The sequence below is a fragment of the Stenotrophomonas sp. Ste96 genome (assembly GCF_024519495.1).
GTDB lineage: Bacteria > Pseudomonadota > Gammaproteobacteria > Xanthomonadales > Xanthomonadaceae > Stenotrophomonas > Stenotrophomonas bentonitica_A.
Genome location: NZ_JALJRX010000008.1, coordinates 57,879 through 75,084 on the forward strand (window position 1 = coordinate 57,879; position 17,206 = coordinate 75,084).

15 protein-coding genes are annotated in these 17,206 nt (G+C 66.2%); 4 read left to right on the forward strand and 11 right to left on the reverse strand.

The annotated features are described in order from the left end of the window. Positions 1 to 9 precede the first annotated feature (9 nt). On the reverse strand, positions 10 to 1,917 hold the full coding sequence (gene mdoH, locus OC373_RS16725; protein ID WP_019183612.1) for a glucans biosynthesis glucosyltransferase MdoH: 1,908 nt from the start codon (positions 1,915 to 1,917) through the stop codon (positions 10 to 12). Between the two features lie 496 nt (positions 1,918 to 2,413). Next, positions 2,414 to 2,593, reverse strand: coding sequence for a hypothetical protein (locus OC373_RS16730; protein ID WP_019183611.1), 180 nt, complete (start codon positions 2,591 to 2,593; stop codon positions 2,414 to 2,416). A 194-nt stretch (positions 2,594 to 2,787) separates the two neighbouring features. Here OC373_RS16730 and OC373_RS16735 point away from each other — a divergent pair, with 194 nt between their 5' ends. Further along, complete coding sequence (locus tag OC373_RS16735; RefSeq protein ID WP_019183610.1) at positions 2,788 to 3,177, forward strand: DUF2628 domain-containing protein; 390 nt, start codon at positions 2,788 to 2,790, stop codon at positions 3,175 to 3,177. Positions 3,178 to 3,237: 60 nt separating this feature from the next. Here the strand turns inward: OC373_RS16735 and arcD are convergent, their stop codons facing one another. The 4 genes from arcD to OC373_RS16760 form a co-directional block, all read right to left on the reverse strand. Further along, complete coding sequence (gene arcD, locus OC373_RS16740) at positions 3,238 to 4,662, reverse strand: arginine-ornithine antiporter (protein ID WP_261998121.1); 1,425 nt, start codon at positions 4,660 to 4,662, stop codon at positions 3,238 to 3,240. 108 nt (positions 4,663 to 4,770) lie between these two features. Next, a complete protein-coding gene (locus OC373_RS18885; protein WP_315985472.1) occupies positions 4,771 to 7,371 on the reverse strand; it encodes a methyl-accepting chemotaxis protein in 2,601 nt (866 codons plus the stop codon). Positions 7,372 to 7,616: 245 nt separating this feature from the next. Beyond that, positions 7,617 to 9,083, reverse strand: coding sequence for a SulP family inorganic anion transporter (locus tag OC373_RS16755; protein WP_070426010.1), 1,467 nt, complete (start codon positions 9,081 to 9,083; stop codon positions 7,617 to 7,619). Between the two features lie 243 nt (positions 9,084 to 9,326). Further along, a complete protein-coding gene (locus tag OC373_RS16760) occupies positions 9,327 to 10,190 on the reverse strand; it encodes a DMT family transporter (protein ID WP_261998122.1) in 864 nt (287 codons plus the stop codon). 114 nt (positions 10,191 to 10,304) lie between these two features. Between OC373_RS16760 and OC373_RS16765 the strand changes: the two genes are divergently transcribed. Beyond that, positions 10,305 to 11,705 (forward strand): PLP-dependent aminotransferase family protein, encoded by a 1,401-nt coding sequence (locus OC373_RS16765; protein ID WP_070426012.1) that lies wholly within the window; start codon positions 10,305 to 10,307, stop codon positions 11,703 to 11,705. Here OC373_RS16765 and OC373_RS16770 read toward each other — a convergent pair. Further along, the gene (locus OC373_RS16770) at positions 11,702 to 12,796 is read right to left on the reverse strand and encodes a DUF5694 domain-containing protein (RefSeq protein WP_261998123.1); all 1,095 of its coding nucleotides are present in this window, start codon (positions 12,794 to 12,796) and stop codon (positions 11,702 to 11,704) included. The genes OC373_RS16765 and OC373_RS16770 overlap by 4 nt on opposite strands. A 120-nt stretch (positions 12,797 to 12,916) precedes the next feature. Further along, positions 12,917 to 13,972, reverse strand: coding sequence for a DUF5694 domain-containing protein (locus tag OC373_RS16775; protein ID WP_261998124.1), 1,056 nt, complete (start codon positions 13,970 to 13,972; stop codon positions 12,917 to 12,919). A gap of 226 nt (positions 13,973 to 14,198) precedes the next feature. On the opposite strand from OC373_RS16775, the gene OC373_RS16780 reads away from it, so the two are divergent. Next, positions 14,199 to 14,723, forward strand: coding sequence for a hypothetical protein (locus OC373_RS16780; RefSeq protein ID WP_156785703.1), 525 nt, complete (start codon positions 14,199 to 14,201; stop codon positions 14,721 to 14,723). 28 nt (positions 14,724 to 14,751) lie between these two features. Here the strand turns inward: OC373_RS16780 and OC373_RS16785 are convergent, their stop codons facing one another. Both OC373_RS16785 and OC373_RS16790 read right to left on the reverse strand, forming a co-directional pair. Then, positions 14,752 to 15,102 carry an outer membrane protein assembly factor BamE gene (locus OC373_RS16785; RefSeq protein WP_261998125.1) on the reverse strand — a complete coding sequence of 117 codons (351 nt, stop codon included), beginning with the start codon at positions 15,100 to 15,102 and terminating at the stop codon, positions 14,752 to 14,754. Positions 15,103 to 15,113: 11 nt separating this feature from the next. Continuing rightward, the gene (locus tag OC373_RS16790; protein ID WP_026069841.1) at positions 15,114 to 15,296 is read right to left on the reverse strand and encodes a hypothetical protein; all 183 of its coding nucleotides are present in this window, start codon (positions 15,294 to 15,296) and stop codon (positions 15,114 to 15,116) included. Between the two features lie 390 nt (positions 15,297 to 15,686). On the opposite strand from OC373_RS16790, the gene OC373_RS16795 reads away from it, so the two are divergent. Then, the gene (locus tag OC373_RS16795) at positions 15,687 to 16,466 is read left to right on the forward strand and encodes a hypothetical protein (protein ID WP_261998126.1); all 780 of its coding nucleotides are present in this window, start codon (positions 15,687 to 15,689) and stop codon (positions 16,464 to 16,466) included. Positions 16,467 to 16,958: 492 nt separating this feature from the next. Here OC373_RS16795 and OC373_RS16800 read toward each other — a convergent pair whose 3' ends face one another. Then, a complete protein-coding gene (locus OC373_RS16800) occupies positions 16,959 to 17,198 on the reverse strand; it encodes a hypothetical protein (protein ID WP_261998127.1) in 240 nt (79 codons plus the stop codon). Positions 17,199 to 17,206: the final 8 nt, after the last annotated feature.

Here is a 17,206-nt window from a genome sequence, read left to right on the forward strand (position 1 = left end):
ACGCAGGGCTCAGCCGGCCGGATGCGCCTCGGCAGCCGCACGGCGCAGCTCGGCCGCGCGCACCAGCACCTTGGGCGGTGCCGATTCTTCCGGGATTTCCATCAGGCCCAGCCGGTGCATCCACACGCCGGCGGTGCGCGAGGAGGTGAAGCCCACCACCGGAATCGCCAGCACCATGCCGATCACCACCGGCGCCATCCACGCCGCCAGCGAGGGCGAGACCGCATAGGCCAGTGCCCCCATGAACAGACCGAACACGCTTAGCCCGCCATAGCCACGTGCCAGTGCCAGCCAGGACACTCCGCCATCGTCACGCTGCTGCGCATCCCAGCCCGAGTCCTTGCCGGCCAGCACTTCGGCCACGCCGCGCGACTGCACGTACATCACCACCGGCGCCATCAGCGCGGCAAGGATGGTCTCCAGCAGCATCGAAATGAAGGCGCGGATCGTGCCACCGCAGCCGCGGCGTTCCACCGGCTCCAGCAGCATGGCCAGATAGCCCAGTACCTTGGGCGAGAGCAGCACCACCATGGTGATCGCGAACATGCGGATCACCTGCGTCTCGTCCTGGTGGCGCCAGTAAACGCCCGGCGAGAGATGCAGCACTTCATTGAGGTCGATGCCGCCCTGGAACAGCGGGATCGCGATGCCGATCAACATCAGCATGGCCCACATCGGCGCGGTGAAGTAGTGACCGATGCCGACCAGCATGTGCATGCGGCTGACCCAGTGCAGCCCCTTGGAGCCGACCACCTTGGCGTGCTGCAGGTTGCCCTGGCACCAGCGGCGGTCACGGACCAGCAGGTCGGTGAGGGTCGGCGGGCCTTCCTCATAGCTGCCTTTGAGGTACGGCACCATGTGGGTGGCCCAGCCGCCCCGGCGCATCAGCGCGGCTTCGACGAAATCGTGGCTGAGCACATGCCCGCCAAACGGCTCCTTGCCCGGCAGCGACGGCAGGCCGGCCTGCTCGGCGAAGGCCTGGGTGCGGATGATCGCGTTGTGGCCCCAGTAGTTGCTCTCCGCGCCATGCCACCACGCCACGCCGCGGCCGATCACCGGGCCGTACACGCGCCCGCCGAACTGCTGCATGCGGGCAAACAGGGTGCGCCCGCCGACCACCGCCGGCAGGGTCTGGATCAGCCCGACATCCGGGTTGTGCTCCATCCCTGCGACCAGGCGCACGATGGTGTCGCCGGTCATCAGGCTGTCGGCGTCCAGGATCAGCATCTGCGGGTAGGCGCCGCCGAAGCGGCGGACCCAATCGGCGATGTTGCCGGCCTTGCGCCCGCTGTTGTCGCCGCGGCGACGGTAGAAGATGCGGTCATGGCCGCCGACGGCATCGCACAGGGCGCGGTAGGCCGCTTCTTCGGCCTGCCCGATGTCATCGCGTCGGGTGTCGCTGAGCACGTAGAAATCGAAGTTCGCCAGCTGCCCGGTCTCGGCCACTGACTCGTAGATCGCCTGCAGGCCGGCCAGCAGCCGGCGCGGATCTTCGTTGTAGGTGGGCATCAGCAGCGCGGTGCGCGTGTGCACGGTCGGCAGCGGTGCGTCCGGGTCGATGCCCAGCTTGTAGCCCCGATCGAACACGGCGGTCAGGAAGCCCGCCACGGCGCCGGCGAACGACAGCGCGATCCACGCGAACAGCCCCACGAACAGCACCAGCAGGCAGGCCTCGAGCACGCTGATGCCGTTGACGGCCAGCACCTTCCACATCATCCGGCTCGCTGCGGCGGTCATCGCCGCGGTGCCGCCCAGGATGTAGAAACGGCGCAGCCCGATCATCCGCGGCGAGGTGCGCTGGCGTGGCACCTGCAGCCGGCCTTCGCGCAGCGACTGCTCGGGCATCGGCAACGGCGACTCGGCCGGCAACGTCGCCCGGCCGGCATCCAGCGGGGCGTTGAGGGTCTGGGTACTCATGCGCGGTGTCCCTGTGCAGGGCGTGCCAGGCCGGGGGTGCCAAGTGCGGAAGGGGGCGTCCTGAGCCCGGCGTGCGCGCTGGCACGCATGCGTCCTGTCGGTGCGGGCCGGAGACCGGCACGCAGCGTATGTCTGTGACTACCGGAACCCACGAACTCTCCAAACCGACTTGAGACGAAAAATGCGGCTCAGTCTATGGCGCGAAATGTAAGGTGCGCGCGAAGGGCTGACCGGGCATTTCTCCGCATTCAGCTTTTGGATCGAGACAAGTGGAGCGCCCCGCACAGGCACCGCCGCGCAGGCCCTGTGCCATGGGCCTCTGCCCATTCATCTTGCGCCCGGCCAGTCCAGGCCCCGCACGGCGATGGACACCGGTCCAGCGGCCCCGGTGCGGGACCGGATGGGCCGGTGTTGCGCGGTTTTTCCATCCCGTGGGCGGGGGAGCGGGCGTGCGTTTGGACGACCGGCCGCACCGGCGTGCGGTGGCGCGTTGGGCTCAGGCGACGGTGGCGGCGATGGCCAGGTCGGTGTCGACCGGCGGGCGCGACAGCGCACGCGCGCTCACCTGCGAGAACTGCAGCTGGGCAAGCAGGTGTTGCGCCTGGGTGGCGACCGGGCACGGCGTGATCTGCGGTCCTGCCACAGGGCGCTCGGGGGACATCACATCAATGGACATGGTCTGGCATCTCGTTGACTTCTCATGACCCGCGGGGCTTCCGGCCGCGCGGATTGCGCACCCTATCGGAAAACCGGGACGAATGTGTGACGGTGCCCGCAGTCCCTTCCAAGAGTGCCCGCAAGCGTCGAAAAATTGGCGCCAATCAATAGCTTGTCGGTATCATGTAATCGTTTTCAACAAACGATTCGGATATGGATTCCAACACTGCTTCCCCCTACAGCCCCAAGTGGCAGTTCCGCTTCAACTTCTTCGAACAGCACGGCGCCCCCAACACGCCGACCTTCAAGGCGGCGTACAAGACGCTGCCGTTCGGCCAGAAGATCAAGGTCAACTTCAACTTCTACGCCCTGTTCTTCAGCTGGATCTACCTGCTGATCGTGGGCATGTGGCGCAAGGCGCTGACCATCCTGGGCATCACCCTGGTGCTGATGGTCGTCGTGGCGTTCCTGCCGGACGTGGTCGGCCGTGCGATTGGCGTGGCCTGGTCGGTGTTGATCGCGCTGACCACCAACTATTCGTACTACCTGGAAAAAGTGAAGGGCGACACCAGCTGGAACCCCTTCGCCGGCATGCGCTGGTAAGCAGCGCGCAGGCGTGGATGAAGAGCCCGGTCATTGACCGGGCTTTTTTGTGGGGCACTCTCACGCCAGGTGCAGATGGCCCTGGTACAGACCCCACGCCGCCCAGCCGGCCACGACGATCACGCCCGCCACGATGACCTGCTCGGCCCGGGTGAACATCCGCTGCCCATGCTGGTGCTTGGCGGCGGTGAACATGGCGATGCCCGGCGCATACAGCAGTACCGACAGCAGCACCTGGGACAGCCCGCCGGCATAGACCAGCCACAGCGCGTACAGCGTTGCCAGCCCGGCCACCAGCAGATCGCGGGCCCGCAGCCCGCGCTGCCCGGCATAGGTGTCCCCGCGCAGTGCGAGCAGGGCGCCGTAACCGGCCGAGAACAGATACGGCACCAGGCTCATCGACGCGCCCAGCAGCACCAGGCTGGTATAGGTGCCGGCACTGAACAGGGTGATGATCAGAAACAGCTGGATCAGCCCGTTGGTGAGCCACAGCGCATTGGCCGGCACCTGGCGCGCGTTCTCACGCCCGAGGAAGGCCGGCATCGTGCCGTCCCCCGCCGCCGCGTACAGCACTTCGGCGCACAGCAGTACCCACGCCAGCAACGCCCCCAGCACCGAGACGATCATGCCGATGATGATCAAGGTGGCGCCCCAGGGCCCGACGATGGCCTCCAGCACGAAGGCCATCGAGGGGTTGCGTGCATGGGCCAGCGCGTCCTGGCGCAGCACGCCCATCGAGAGCAGATTGACCAGCATCAGCAGCGCAAGCACGCACAGGAACCCGATGATGGTCGCGCGCCCGACATCCGAGCGCCTGGCCGCGCGCCGCGAGTAGATGCTGGCGCCCTCGATGCCGATGAATACCCACACCGTGATCAGCATCATGCCGCGCAGCTGTTCGCCCACGCTGCCAAGTTCTGCCGTGCCCCAGAAGTCGCCGGTGAAGATGTCGGCCTTGAAACCGACCGCGGCGATGATGAGGAACACCACGATCGGCACGATCTTGGCCACGGTGACGACGGCATTGACCAGCGCGGCCTGGCGGATGCCGCGCAGGATCATTGCGTGCATCGACCACAGCAGCACGGACGCACACGCCACCGCCTGCCAGGTATTGCCCTCACCGAAGGCCGGCACGAAATAGCCCAGGCCACTGAAGATCAGCACGAAATAGCTGACGTTGCCCAGCAGCGAACAGACCCAGTAGCCCCAGGCTGCCGAGAAGCCGATGTAATCGCCGAACCCGGCCCGCGCGTACGCGTAGATGCCGGTATCCAGCTCGGGCTTGCGGTTGGCCAGGTTCTGGAACACGAAGGCCAGCATCAACATGCCCAGCCCGCTGATCATCCAACCGATCAATGCCACGCCCGGGCCGGCGCTGCGCGCGATGTTCTGCGGCAGCGAGAAGATGCCGGCACCGATCATCGACCCGACCACCAGGGCAGTCAGCGCGGCCAGGCCAAGCCGGTCGGAACGGGAGGTCATGTGCTCACCATGCCTGCAAAGAATAGCGCCGATTACCAATGCAGCGCGGTGAGCATCCGGTGAATCACGCGACCCGGCGCGCCATTGGAAGTGGCACGCCGGGCAGGATCAGAAGGTCTGCCAGTCGTCCCCGTCTCCGGCCACGGCCGCTGCCGGCATCCGCGCGGCGCTGCGCGCGGGCGCGGCCCGGCGTGCCGATGTGCTGGCCGCGCCAGCACTGGACTGCAGGCGGAAGATCGCCACCGCAGTACCCAGCTGCTGGGCCTGCTCCTCCATCGCACGCGCCGCCGCCGTGGCTTCCTCCACCAGCGCGGCATTCTGCTGAGTGGTCTCGTCCATCTGGGTGATGGTCTGGTTGACCTGCTCGATGCCGGCAGACTGCTCTTTCGAGGCGGCCGAGATCTCGGCCATGATGTCGTTGACCCGACGCACGCCGGTGACGATCTCCTCCATCGTGCGGCCGGCGGTCTGCACCAGTGCCGAGCCCGCACTGACCTGGGTCACCGAGTCGTCGATCAACGTCTTGATCTCCTTGGCGGCGCCCGCCGAGCGCTGGGCCAGCGCGCGCACTTCCGTGGCCACCACCGCGAAACCACGGCCCTGCTCGCCGGCCCGGGCTGCTTCGACGGCGGCGTTCAAGGCCAGGATGTTGGTCTGGAAGGCAATGCCGTCGATCACCGAGATGATCTCGGCGATGCGCTTGGACGAGGCCTCGATGCCGGCCATGGTGGTCACCACCTGGCCGACGACCACGCCGCCCTGCGAGGCCACCTCGGCAGCACCGGCGGCGAGCTGGTTGGCCTGCACCGCATGGTCCGCGTTCTGCCGGACCGTGGAGGTGAGCTCCTCCATCGAGGCGGCGGTCTCTTCCAGGCTGGCGGCCTGCTGCTCGGTGCGGCGCGACAGATCGCTGTTGCCCGCGGCGATCTCACCGGCGGCCAGGTTGATGCTGCCGGTGGCCTGCTGGATGCGGCCGACGATATCGGTCAGCTGCGCGACCGTGGTATCGGCGTCGTCACGCATCCGGGCGAACACGCCATGGAACTCACCGCGCATGCGTGCCGTGAGATCACCCGCTGCGATGGCGCGCAGCAGCGCGGAAATCTGCTGCAGATTGTCATCACTGACCTGCATCATCGTGTTGAGGTTTTCGACCATGGCGCGGAAGTCGTGGTCGAAGCGCACCACGTCGCCACGCTGGCTGAAATCGCCCACCGCCGCCGCGCCGGCCAGGTCCCCGATCTGGGTATTGATGGCGCGCAGGTTGGCCTTGGTGGTATCCATCGCCGCGGTAAAGGCGGCCTGCTCGCCGGGCAGGCGGTCCATGTCCTGGCTCAGGTCACCGACCGCGTAGCGCTGCATCACCTCGACCAGACGGCGCGTGACCGCGATGTTGGCGCCAACCAGCTGATTGGTGTCTTCCACCATCTTGCCGTACTCGCCGGGGAAGGCCTGCGCGTCCATGCGGTAGCTCAACTCACCGGCCTCGTGGCGCTGGGCCATCTCCCCCTGCGCCGCCATCACGGCGCGCAACTGGCTGCGCATTCGCTGCATCGATTCGAGCAGGCGCCCGACTTCGTCGTTGCGCGCGGGCGGCAGCGGCGTGTCCAGACGGCCTTCGGCCACCTCGGCGGACAGGCGGACCGCATCGGCCAGCGGACGGATCGCCTGGCGGCGCAGCAGCACGTACACGCTGCCGCTGAGCACCAGCGCCGCGCCCAGGCCAACGGCGAGAATGATCCACAGCAGCGCACGTGCCTGCGCGGTGATCAGCGCGTGCGGCACGCTCACACCGAGCGCGAAATGCTCCTGGCTGCCACCGATGCGCAGCGGCACATAGGTCTTTACGTTGCCGGCCGCATCCGGTTCGAAGGCATCGAAGGTCTTGTCCGCCTTCACCGCGGCCAACACCTGCGTGGTCACCGCATCCTCGCGACGCTTGCCGATCTCGTTCGGGTCCTCCGCGGCCAGCACGATGCCGCCGGGCGAGATCAGTTCAACGTGACCTTCACCCATCGGGCGCAACGCGGCCAGGTGCTTCTGCAGTGCGGCCAGCGCGAAATCCACCGTCACCACGCCGAGGAAGGTGCCGTCATCGATCACCGGGGTGGACAGCGTGGTCATCAGCACCTTCTGGCCACCGATCTCGTACGTATAAGGCTCGGCCACCGTCTGCCGCTTCAACTGCTTTGGCTTGAGATACCAGTCGCCGTCGCCGGGCACGTCGTAGCCCTTCAGCGCATCCTGCATCGGCGTACCGTCGTGCCAGGCCCAGTAGCTCATGAAGCGGCCGGTATCATCGTGTGCCTCGGCACCGACGAACTCGGTGTCCTTGCCATCGAAGGCTTCCGGCTCCCACAGCGTGCCGAACCCGACCCACTCCGGGTGTACCTGCACCTGCTGGTGGATCACGGCGGCGACCGTCGCCCGCGACAGCGTACCCGCGGCGCGCTGCACCAGCAGGTTCTGCGCCAGCGCCTGGCTGGTGGCGAAGGCACTGGAAAGATCACCACTCACCCGCAGCGCTTCGGCCTGGGCCTCGCTCTGCATGGTGTGGCGTGAGGCATCGACCAGCGACGCGCTGGCTTCGCGATAGCTGATGGCGGCGGTGACACCGAAGCAGAGCATGGCGATCAACGCCGTACCCAGCATCAGTCGGTTGGCGATGCTGCCAGGGCGCTTGGACGCGGTGGGGCGGGACACGGGCATGGGGGGCGGTTCCGGAAAAAGGGCATACCGGCGGACGCACGCGTGCGCCGCCACGGAAACACGCAGTCCATTGCGGGCCGGCACGCGCGCGGTGCAGTCACGGCGCGGCCAGCGGGGATCGATGCCACCGCCCTGCTCTGTGGAGATACCACCTGCCGGCACCCTGACGGCGCCGGCCCAGAGAAGGGACTCAGCTGGATAACGGCGTGATCGGCCCGATGTTTAGCGCCGATTCCTGACCGTGTTCAGTGAACGCCCGCGCCGCGCTCGCCACGCCCCAGCCGCTCCACCAGCGTCTGGCTGGCGGCATTGAGTCCGATCACCTCCACGCTGGCGCCACGCGCGCGCAGCTTGCCGGCCACCCGCTCCAGTGCACCGACCGCACTGAGGTCCCAGAAGTGCGCGTTGCTCAGATCGATGACCACGCGCTCGGGCACATGCAGCAGATCGAAGGCCGCCGCGAACTGCCCGGCCGAGGCGAAGAACACCTGCCCGCTGACCGTGTAGACACGGCTGCCGTCGGCGGCTTCGGCATCGGCGATCTCCAGCATCCGGCCGACCTTGCGGGCGAAGAACAGCGCCGACAGCAGCACCCCGGTGAGCACGCCCTTGGCCAGGTCATGCGTGGCGACCGTCACGATCACCGTGCCCAGCATCACCAGCGAGGAGCTCTTGGGATGCAGCCGGAACTCGGCGAACGAGCGCCAATGGAACGTCCCGATGCTGACCATGATCATCACCGCGACCAGCGCGGCCATCGGAATCTGCCGGACCCACTCCGCGCCGTAGACCACCAGCAGCAGCAACAGCACGCCGGCCACCAGGCAGGACAACCGCCCGCGGCCCCCGGATGAGACGTTGATCACCGACTGGCCGATCATGGCGCAGCCGCCCATGCCGCCGAACAGCCCGGCCGTGATGTTGGCCAGGCCCTGGCCGGCACACTCGCGGTTGCGCTGGCTGGGCGTGTCGGTCATGTCTTCCACGATCTGCGCGGTCATCATCGATTCCAGCAGGCCCACCACCGCCAGCGTGGCCGAGACGGGCAGCAGGATGCGCAGCGTTTCCCAGGTGAGCGGCACGTCCGGCAGCAGGAAGGTCGGCAGGCTGTCCGGCAGCGCGCCCATGTCGCCCACGGTGCGGATGTCCAGGCCGAGCCAGATCGACAGCGCGGTGAGCACCACGATCGCCACCAGCGGCGAGGGCACTGCCCGGGTCAGCAGCGGCAGCAGGTAGATGATCGCCAGGCCTGCCGCGCACACGGCATACACCTTCCAGGGCATCCCGATCAGTTCGGGCAGCTGTGCCAGGAAGATCAGGATCGCCAGCGCGTTGACGAAGCCGGTGATCACCGAGCGCGACACGAAGCGCATCAAGGCGCCGAGTTTCAGCGCGCCCGCGACGATCTGCAGCAGCCCAGCCAGAATCGTCGCGGCCAGCAGGTACTGCAGGCCGTGATCGCGCACCAGATCGACCATCACCAGCGCCATCGCGCCGGTGGCCGCGGAGATCATGCCCGGCCGCCCGCCCGCGATGGCGGTGACCACCGCGATACAGAACGAGGCGTACAGGCCGACCTTGGGGTCGACCCCGGCAATGATGGAGAAGGCGATCGCCTCGGGAATCAGCGCGAGGGCGACCACCGCGCCGGACAGCAGATCACCGCGGATATTGCCGAACCATTGCTGGCGCAGCGGATAGGAAACAGACATGGACAGACTCCACGCACCGGCGATCCGCACGGCGCGTTGTGTGATGAAGACAAAGCACTCCCTGAGCCAGCGCAAGGGCCGGCGCGTCGTCAACGCGGTATCAGGGTGGCGTCATCACAAGGGTCCTGCCGAGGCAGCGAAAGCGGCGCGCAGGATAACGCAGTCGCCGGGTGGCCTCAAACCGGCGGGGCGACGCCTGCCACGCCAGCTCCGTGGATCAGCGGCACCGGCGACCGATCCGGGTCAGCGCGCGAAGCGGCGCGCACCGGCCACGCAGGTCACCGCGCACATCGTCACGACGAGCATCGCCCAGCTCACGGTTTCATGCAGCAGCAGCGCCGCCAGCACCAGTCCGAAAAACGGCTGCAGCAACTGCAGCTGGCCAACCGCGGCGATCCCTCCCTGGGCCAGCCCGCGGTACCAGAACATGAAACCGACCAGCATGCTGAAGACCGCCACGTAGGCCAGGCCGAACCACGCCGGCGCGTCCACGGCCGCCAGGGACGAGGGCCAGCGCAGGGCCACCAGCGGCAGCATCAACGGCAAGGACAGCACCAGGGCCCAGCTGATGACCTGCCAGCCCCCCAGCGTGCGCGACAGTCGCGCACCTTCGGCATAACCCAGCCCACAGACCAGCACCGCCGCCAGCATCAACAGGTCGCCCTGCAGGGAGGCGGCAACTCCCGTCGACAGCGCGTAGCCCACCACCACCGCACTGCCGAGCACCGAGAACAACCAGAACCCCCGACGCATCCGCTCACCGCCGCGCAGCACACCAAACAGCGCGGTGCTCAACGGCAACAACCCGAGAAACACGATCGAGTGAGCCGAAGACACGTGCTGCAAGGCCAAGGCCGTGAGCAACGGGAACCCGACGACGACGCCAAGGGCGACCACCAGCAAGGGCGCCAACGATGCGCGCGTGGGCCGCGGCTGACGCAGGGCGAGCAGCAGCATGCCGCCGAGCACCGCCGCGATGCTGGCGCGGGCGGCGGTCAGAAAGAGGGGGTCCAGCTGCAGTACCGCGATCCGCGTGGCCGGCAGCGAGCCGGCGAAGATCACCACACCGATGAAACCGTTGATCCAGCCACGGGTTGCGTTGTCCATGCCGACATCCTTGAGGGGCGGCCAGTGGACCACGGCGGCGCGGCGCTACTCCATGTACAGTCCAATACACTTTGCCGTAACTGTTATGGCCGAACGACCCGTACGGATGCTCCAATGACCTTCCCCACCACCCGCATCGAGGCCGTCATGGCCAGCGTGCGTGCCCGCCTCAATGACCGCAGCTGGCTGCCCGGCGCACGGCTGCCCTCGGTACGCGCACAGGCCAAGACACTGCAAGTGTCCGTATCCACCGTGGTCGAAGCCTATGAACGGCTGGCGGCCGAGGGGCTGATCCAGTCGCGGCCCGGCTCCGGCTTCTACGCGGCCGGCCCGGTTGCGCCCTTGGCACTGGCCGAGATGGGGCCACCGCGCGATCGCCAGGTCGATCCGTTATGGCTGGCACGGCAATCGCTGGACCCCGAGGCCGGCGTGCTCAAGCCCGGCAGCGGCTGGCTGCCCAGCGACTGGATGTATGTCGAGGGGATCCGCCGCGGCCTGCGCAGCGCCGCCCGCGCGAGCAGCACCGCGCTGGCCGATTACGCCTCGCCACTGGGCCTGCCGCCGCTGCGCCAACTGCTGTCCCGCCGCTTGGCCGGACACGCGGTCGAGGCGGCACCCGAACAGATCATGCTCACCGAATCGGGCTCGCATGCGGTCGACCTGATCTGCCGCTTCCTGCTCGAGCCCGGCGACACCGTGCTCATCGACGACCCGTGCTACTTCAATTTCCTGGCGCTGCTCAAGGCGCACCGCGTGCAGGTGGTGGGCGTGCCCTACACGCCGAACGGCCCGGACGTGGAGGCTTTCGCCGCGGCGCTGCAGGCCCATGCACCCCGCCTGTACATCACCAACTCCGGCATCCACAACCCGACCGGCGCCACGCTCTCGCCGGCCACCGCACACCGGCTGCTCTCCCTCGCCGACAGCAGCGACCTGATCATCGTCGAAGACGACCTGTTCGCCGATTTCGAGCACACGCCCGCGCCGCGGCTGGCCGCGTTCGATGGCCTGTCGCGGGTTATCCAGGTCGGCAGCTTTTCCAAGACGCTGTCCGCATCGGTGCGCTGCGGCTATATCGCCGCGCGCCGCGACTGGATCGACGGCCTCGCCGACCTGAAGATCGCGACCAGCTTCGGTGGCGGGCGCCTGGCCGCCGACATCCTGCACGCCGCACTGACCGACAGTGGCTATCGGCGCCATCTGGAGCACGTGCGGGTGCGGCTGACCGCGGCGCGTGAACTCACCCTGGCGCGACTGGCGCCCCTTGGCATCACACCATGGACGGTGCCGCAGGCCGGCATGCTGCTGTGGTGCCGCCTGCCCGAAGGCCTGGATGCCGCCGCGATCGCGCGCCGCTGCCTCGCTGAAGGCGTGATGCTGGCACCGGGCAATGCCTTCAGCCCGTCATTGCGCGCCGCCGGCTTCCTGCGTTTCAACGCTGCACAGGCGCAGGATGCGCGGGTGTTCGAGGTGCTCGCGAAGGCAATGACGTCCTCACACGCAGACGCCGCCTAGGGGGTCGGGTGCTGCGCGTCAGGCTGCGTCGTCGTCGCGCCCTCCCCGCCGAGCACTGTCTGCGTATCCACGATATCCACCCCCGAGACCTGCCCCAGCCACCCATCGAACCACGGCTTGTGAGACGCGCCGACGATGGACAGGACGCGGGAACCGGGGTGGTCACGCACGACCTCGAGAATGTTGGCGACCATGCGCAGGTTGCGGATCTCCCAGCCCTGCACCCAGATCTGCGGGTAGTGCTGCGGTGACACGGCCGCCAGCGTTGGGCGCACGTTGGACTCGGCGAGCACCTGCAGCGCGGCAGGATCGTTGACGCTGCGATACAGCGAGAGCAGATCGTTGGACGCGATGAAGGCCGCCTCGCGCTCCGTCATGGCATCGAACGTGGGGCCATACCCACTCCACGCCTGCTGGAGCGCTGCGCTGAATGCCTTGCGGTCCGCGATCTGGTGATTGTCACCGGTGTGGTCGTCCACCGCGTATACGCGCGGCAGGCCGAGCCGCGCGGCCAGCACCGCGGCGATCTGGTAGCTCTCATTCCTGCGCGCTTCGATCTGCCTGAGCAGCTCGACCAGGGTGCCATCCAGGCCATCGCCCGCCCGTCGCTCGGCCAAGGGCAGCTGCAGCCACTGCACGTACGCGGATGCCCGTTCCCCTGCTGCAAGGAACAGGGCGGACAGTTGGCGACGCTGCGCGGGCGTGGGTGATGCCGGCCAGGATGCCAGCGTCTTGTTGACCTGCACGATCGCAGCGGGCACGTCCAGTCCGGTCGCCGTCTTCGCCGTCTCCGTGCTGGCGCAGTAGTCATCCCCGTAGATCGCGGAGTGGCGCTTGGCCAGGTCGCACTGTTCGCCGCTGATGGCTTCGATGGTGATGTAGCCGGGCTTGAAGGCGGCCAGCCTGTCCAGCAACGGGTCCAGTGCCTTGGGATCGAAGGCCTCGTGCTCGCTGAGGTGCACGCTGCCCAGCACGAGCATCTCCGTGCGTGGGCCGACCATGTCCTTGTCCAGGCTCGCCAGGTCGATCTGCGCCTGGGCGCAGACCGGGATCAGGGCCATCACCCAGGCCGACAACACGCGTTGCTTCATGCATCACCTCAAGAGGGGTCCGTGGCCGCCTTTCTATCAGGCCGATGCAGGTCGGGCCACGTGCCGGATGGCACGGGGGCCCACGGCAGCCTCCATCGTGGCACCGACGAAGTGCGCGCTCTATTCCTTGAGCACGTCCTCTGCATCCACGATATCCACGCCGGACATCTGGGCCAGCCAACCATCGAACCAGGGCTTGTGCGAGGCACCGACGACGGAGAGCACGCGGGAGCCGGGGTGGAGGCGAACCACATCCAGTACGTTGGCGACCATGCGCAGATTGCGGATCTCCCACCCTTGCACCCACATCTGCGGATAGTGCTGCACGGACACCGCGGCCAGGGCCGGGCGCACGTTGGACTCGGCCATCACCGCCTGCGTCCGCGGCGCATTGGTGAGGCGGTACAGCGAGAGCATGTCCTTGGCGGTGACGAGGCGCTTCTGCTCGTCAATGACCGGCTGCAGTTGGGACCGGTCTTTGCTCCATGCATCCTGTACCGCCTTTCCAAAGGCCTCGCGATCGGGAATCTGGTGCCTCCCGCCGGTGTAGTCATCGACCGGGTACACGCGCTGGTGCCCCAGCCGCGCCGCCAGGCGGGCGGCAATCTGATAGTCCTCGTTGTTGCGCGTACCGAACTGCTCCAGCATCTCGACCAGGGTCCCATCCAATCCGTCGCCGGCGTGCTGTTCGGCCTGGGGCAGCTGCAACCACTGCACGTACGCCGATGCCCGCTCACCGGCGGCCAGGAACACGGCGGCCAGCCTGCGACGCTGCGCAGGTGTGGGCGCCGCTGGCCACACCTTCAATTGCGTGTTGATCTCAGCGATTGCGGAAGGCACATCGAGGCCGGTGGCCGTCTTCGCCTTCTCCGTGCTCGCACAGAAATCCTTGCCGTAGACCGATGGGTGACGCATCGCCAGATCGCACTGCTCGCCACTGAGCGCTTCGATCGTAATGAACGCCGGTTTGAACGCGGCAAGCCTGTCCAATACGGGATCAAGCGATGTGCGGTCGAAATCCCTGTACTCGCTCAGGTGCACGCTGCCGAGAACGAGAATCTCCATGCGTGGGCCGGCCATGTCCTTGTCCAGCGCGGCAAGGTCCACAGCCGCACAGGTGACCGCAGGGAGCAGCGTTGCCAGGCAGCCGCACAACCGTGAGTAGCGTCGGTTCATCATCCATGACCTGAGATTTGGTTGCCGGCTGTTTTAGCAAGCCGCGGGGCCAGCGACACCTGCCGAATGACACGGGGACCAAAGGCGCCGAGCCTGCGAAAGAAGTCCCCCAACAGCTGACGAGCACCCCCTGGCGGTCCAGAATGGTCGGCTCCCCGCGTGTTGCGGGTGTCTCAAGGGATGCGGCATGGCGACAAGGAACACCAAGGTCGAGTGGATCAAAGGGGTGATGCTGCTCATCTTCTTTGCCATGCTGTTCGGTATTCCCAACAGCTCGCCATGGTTCGGGCTGGTGTTCGTATACCTGATGGCCGCCGGGCTGTTCATCGTGGGCAGCATGCTGTGGATTGCGTTGCGCAGCCGACGCGCAGCGCTGGCATTGAGCCGCACGCCACCCAAGCGCGCCCTTCATACCCGCGAGGTGAAGGCACTGGAGTGGTTCGGCCAACCCGAGCGGATCGTCTGGCGCATGCCGCGCGGCAACGTGATCGATCTTGAAAAAGCGGCGCAGGCCGCAGGCAACCGGCCGGTGGTGCGCACACTTCGCGGGCCATACCGGGAAATGGTACGTGCCCGGCATCACGAGCGGCATGCGTTCATCGGGGAGGTCGAAGTGCTCATGCTGCCCGGCGCCGACCACTCGCTGCGCGAGAACAATGAGGCCGACGTGTTGCTGTGCGGAACGTTCGCGGTGGTGCTTGCGTTGAATGGCGCCTGGCGGATCGACCAGGCGCCATCGTTGCTGCGATGACACGCGTGCGCACCGCGTTGTCGATCAATCAATAGCGCTGCTTGATCGGCTCACTGGTGTCCAGGTCCCCCGCCGCTAGAGCCTTCTCGCAGGCGATATAGCCTGCGTTGACGACGCGCCCCTGCGCGTTGAAGGCCACATAGTAGGGCGATGTATTGCCGCGGTTGCGCAGAAGGTAGTTGTAGCAGACGCCGTTGATGCCGGGCAGCACCATCGCATCCAGCGGCCGGCCCGCGGCGCTCAGGACCGACTCGCGCGTCGCGCCCTGCTGCAGCGAACTCATCACGACCGGATTGCCGCGATCATATTGCAGGACGCTGGGCATGCATCCAGACAGCGCTGCGGCCACACCACACGCCAGCAGGATCGCCTTGGTCATGGGGACGGCACTCACTGTCGGCGCGCACGTGCGGCCGCCGCATTGGCGTCGCGGATGCGCTGGTGGCGCGCCTGCTTGTCGTAGTCGTCCTTTGCCTGCATCACGCCACCGGCGGCCTGGATCCAGCTGCTGGTCGTACAACCGGACACAAGCAATGACGCGGCAAGGGCTGCCGGGATGATGAGAAACTTCATGATTCAACCTCTCTGAAAGCCAATCGGCACGTGGCCGATGGAAAACTGCGCCGCACTACCGGCAAGCGCACATGAAGCGATGCGAAAAACCTCATCGCGAAATCGGCAAAGCCATTACTGGCGCCGCAAACCGGGGCGGAACGATAGTTGACACGCACTTAACAAAAACGAAATGTGCCGTGTTTCTATTTTTGTATATTCCTATTCCATGCGATTTCATATGCGGTGCGGGACCTCGCCACAGAAGTTTCCGGTGAAACCTTCAATGCCGCGCCGCCAACGGGCTCATGGTCGTTGGCATCCGATCCTGGCTGTAGCATGCTGAGAGCAGCAGATGCCGCATACATCTACGCTCAGCCGATGCTGGGTTTTCAGGGGACCGGATACACGATGAAACGCACGACGGTTGTAGCGGCGTCTGTCATGGCTGTCGCGTTGTCAGCAACCGCTGGACTATCGCTTACCCGGCAAAACCCCACGCCCTTGCCAATCTCTGCTGGCGGAGCAGCGCAAGCTTCTGACCCGGCTGCGCGATCAGATCAGGAAGCATCCAGAACGCCCGGCCTGATGAACCAGCCGACCAGACCTTCGGCGAAGGCAGGCGGCGAGCATCCTGCCGATGCCAGTGCCACGTCGGCATACGAACTGGTTGAAACAGATCTGCGTTGTCAGATTGATCGCGAGGCCTCCGCCACCGCGGGTCACATCAGGAGTACGACCGACGAGCTGTGCCGGGATTTTTGGCTTGAGCCGCTGAGTCCCGAAGAGGTGTTCACCGCGATCACCCATGCCGCCGAGCATGGAAACATCCGCGCCCAGCTCGATTACGCGTTATACGCTTCGAGGATCTTTGAAGACGAACGTAACTCGCTGGATCCGGATCTGATCCGCGACTACAAACAGAACACCGTCAGATTCCTCGAGTCCGCTGGAGCGGCCGGCGAATCAAACGCGTACGTGCGTTTGAGCGACATCTACAAGAACGGCATATTGGCCTCGAAAGACCCGGTCATGGCCTATGCATACGCCGAAGCATTCTTCCGCACAGGTTCAAGTCGGTATGGCGCCTCGTTCTTGAACAATGCCGCAGCTGGCCTGGACGGCGCCCAACTGCGCCGCGGCAAGGAACTCGCAAATCACCTTCTCAGCAAAAGAAGTGCATCGCCGTGACCATGGAAGAGGCTGTCGCGCCTGCGCATCGGCAGCGCGTGTGGGCGCAAGCATAAGTTGACCACATGCTTACAGCACAAGTTGGCCGCAGCCTACAAAACTACAATCAACGGCCCATAATTAGCTGAATCGCCCAGGGCGGCAAGCTTCCAGTGGCCTCAAGCCGACCTACGTTTACAGCATAAGTTGGCCGCAATGGGGATGGATAACCGCTATGACTGATGAGACCTCGAGATGCCTACGCAAGAACGCTAGAAGCTCAGTCGCGCTGAACTAGAGCAGACGATTAGCTTATTGCTCCCCCGAGTCATCGCGACGTAGAGATTGTGCGCATTCATCTTCTCTGGCTCAAGCACAAAGGCAACGTCTGCCTCCGGCCTTTCTGACCGTCCAGTTCTAGATCGGCTATGCACCGGCGTACAACTAGCGGATCTGCAGATAACGTCCACGCCATACTCTACTCTGTTCAGCATTGCTTTCTGACTTGCGGAGCTAGGCAATGGCCGGAGGACCCTGACCCAGCCACCAGCATGGGTCGACATTTCCATCGCTGACAGTGCCGTTCCGCTGCACGTAGTGACGTACATCGCGACCGGCTTCGCTCAACTCACCTGCCAACACGCGTTCCAGCCATTCCGCGCCTGAGCGGAAGATCTCAGCGGCGACGCTACCCAGCGGATGGAACGCGTTTTCGTACACGCGCAGCTCCTCCGGTGCGCTGAAGACCGGCATACAGTCCA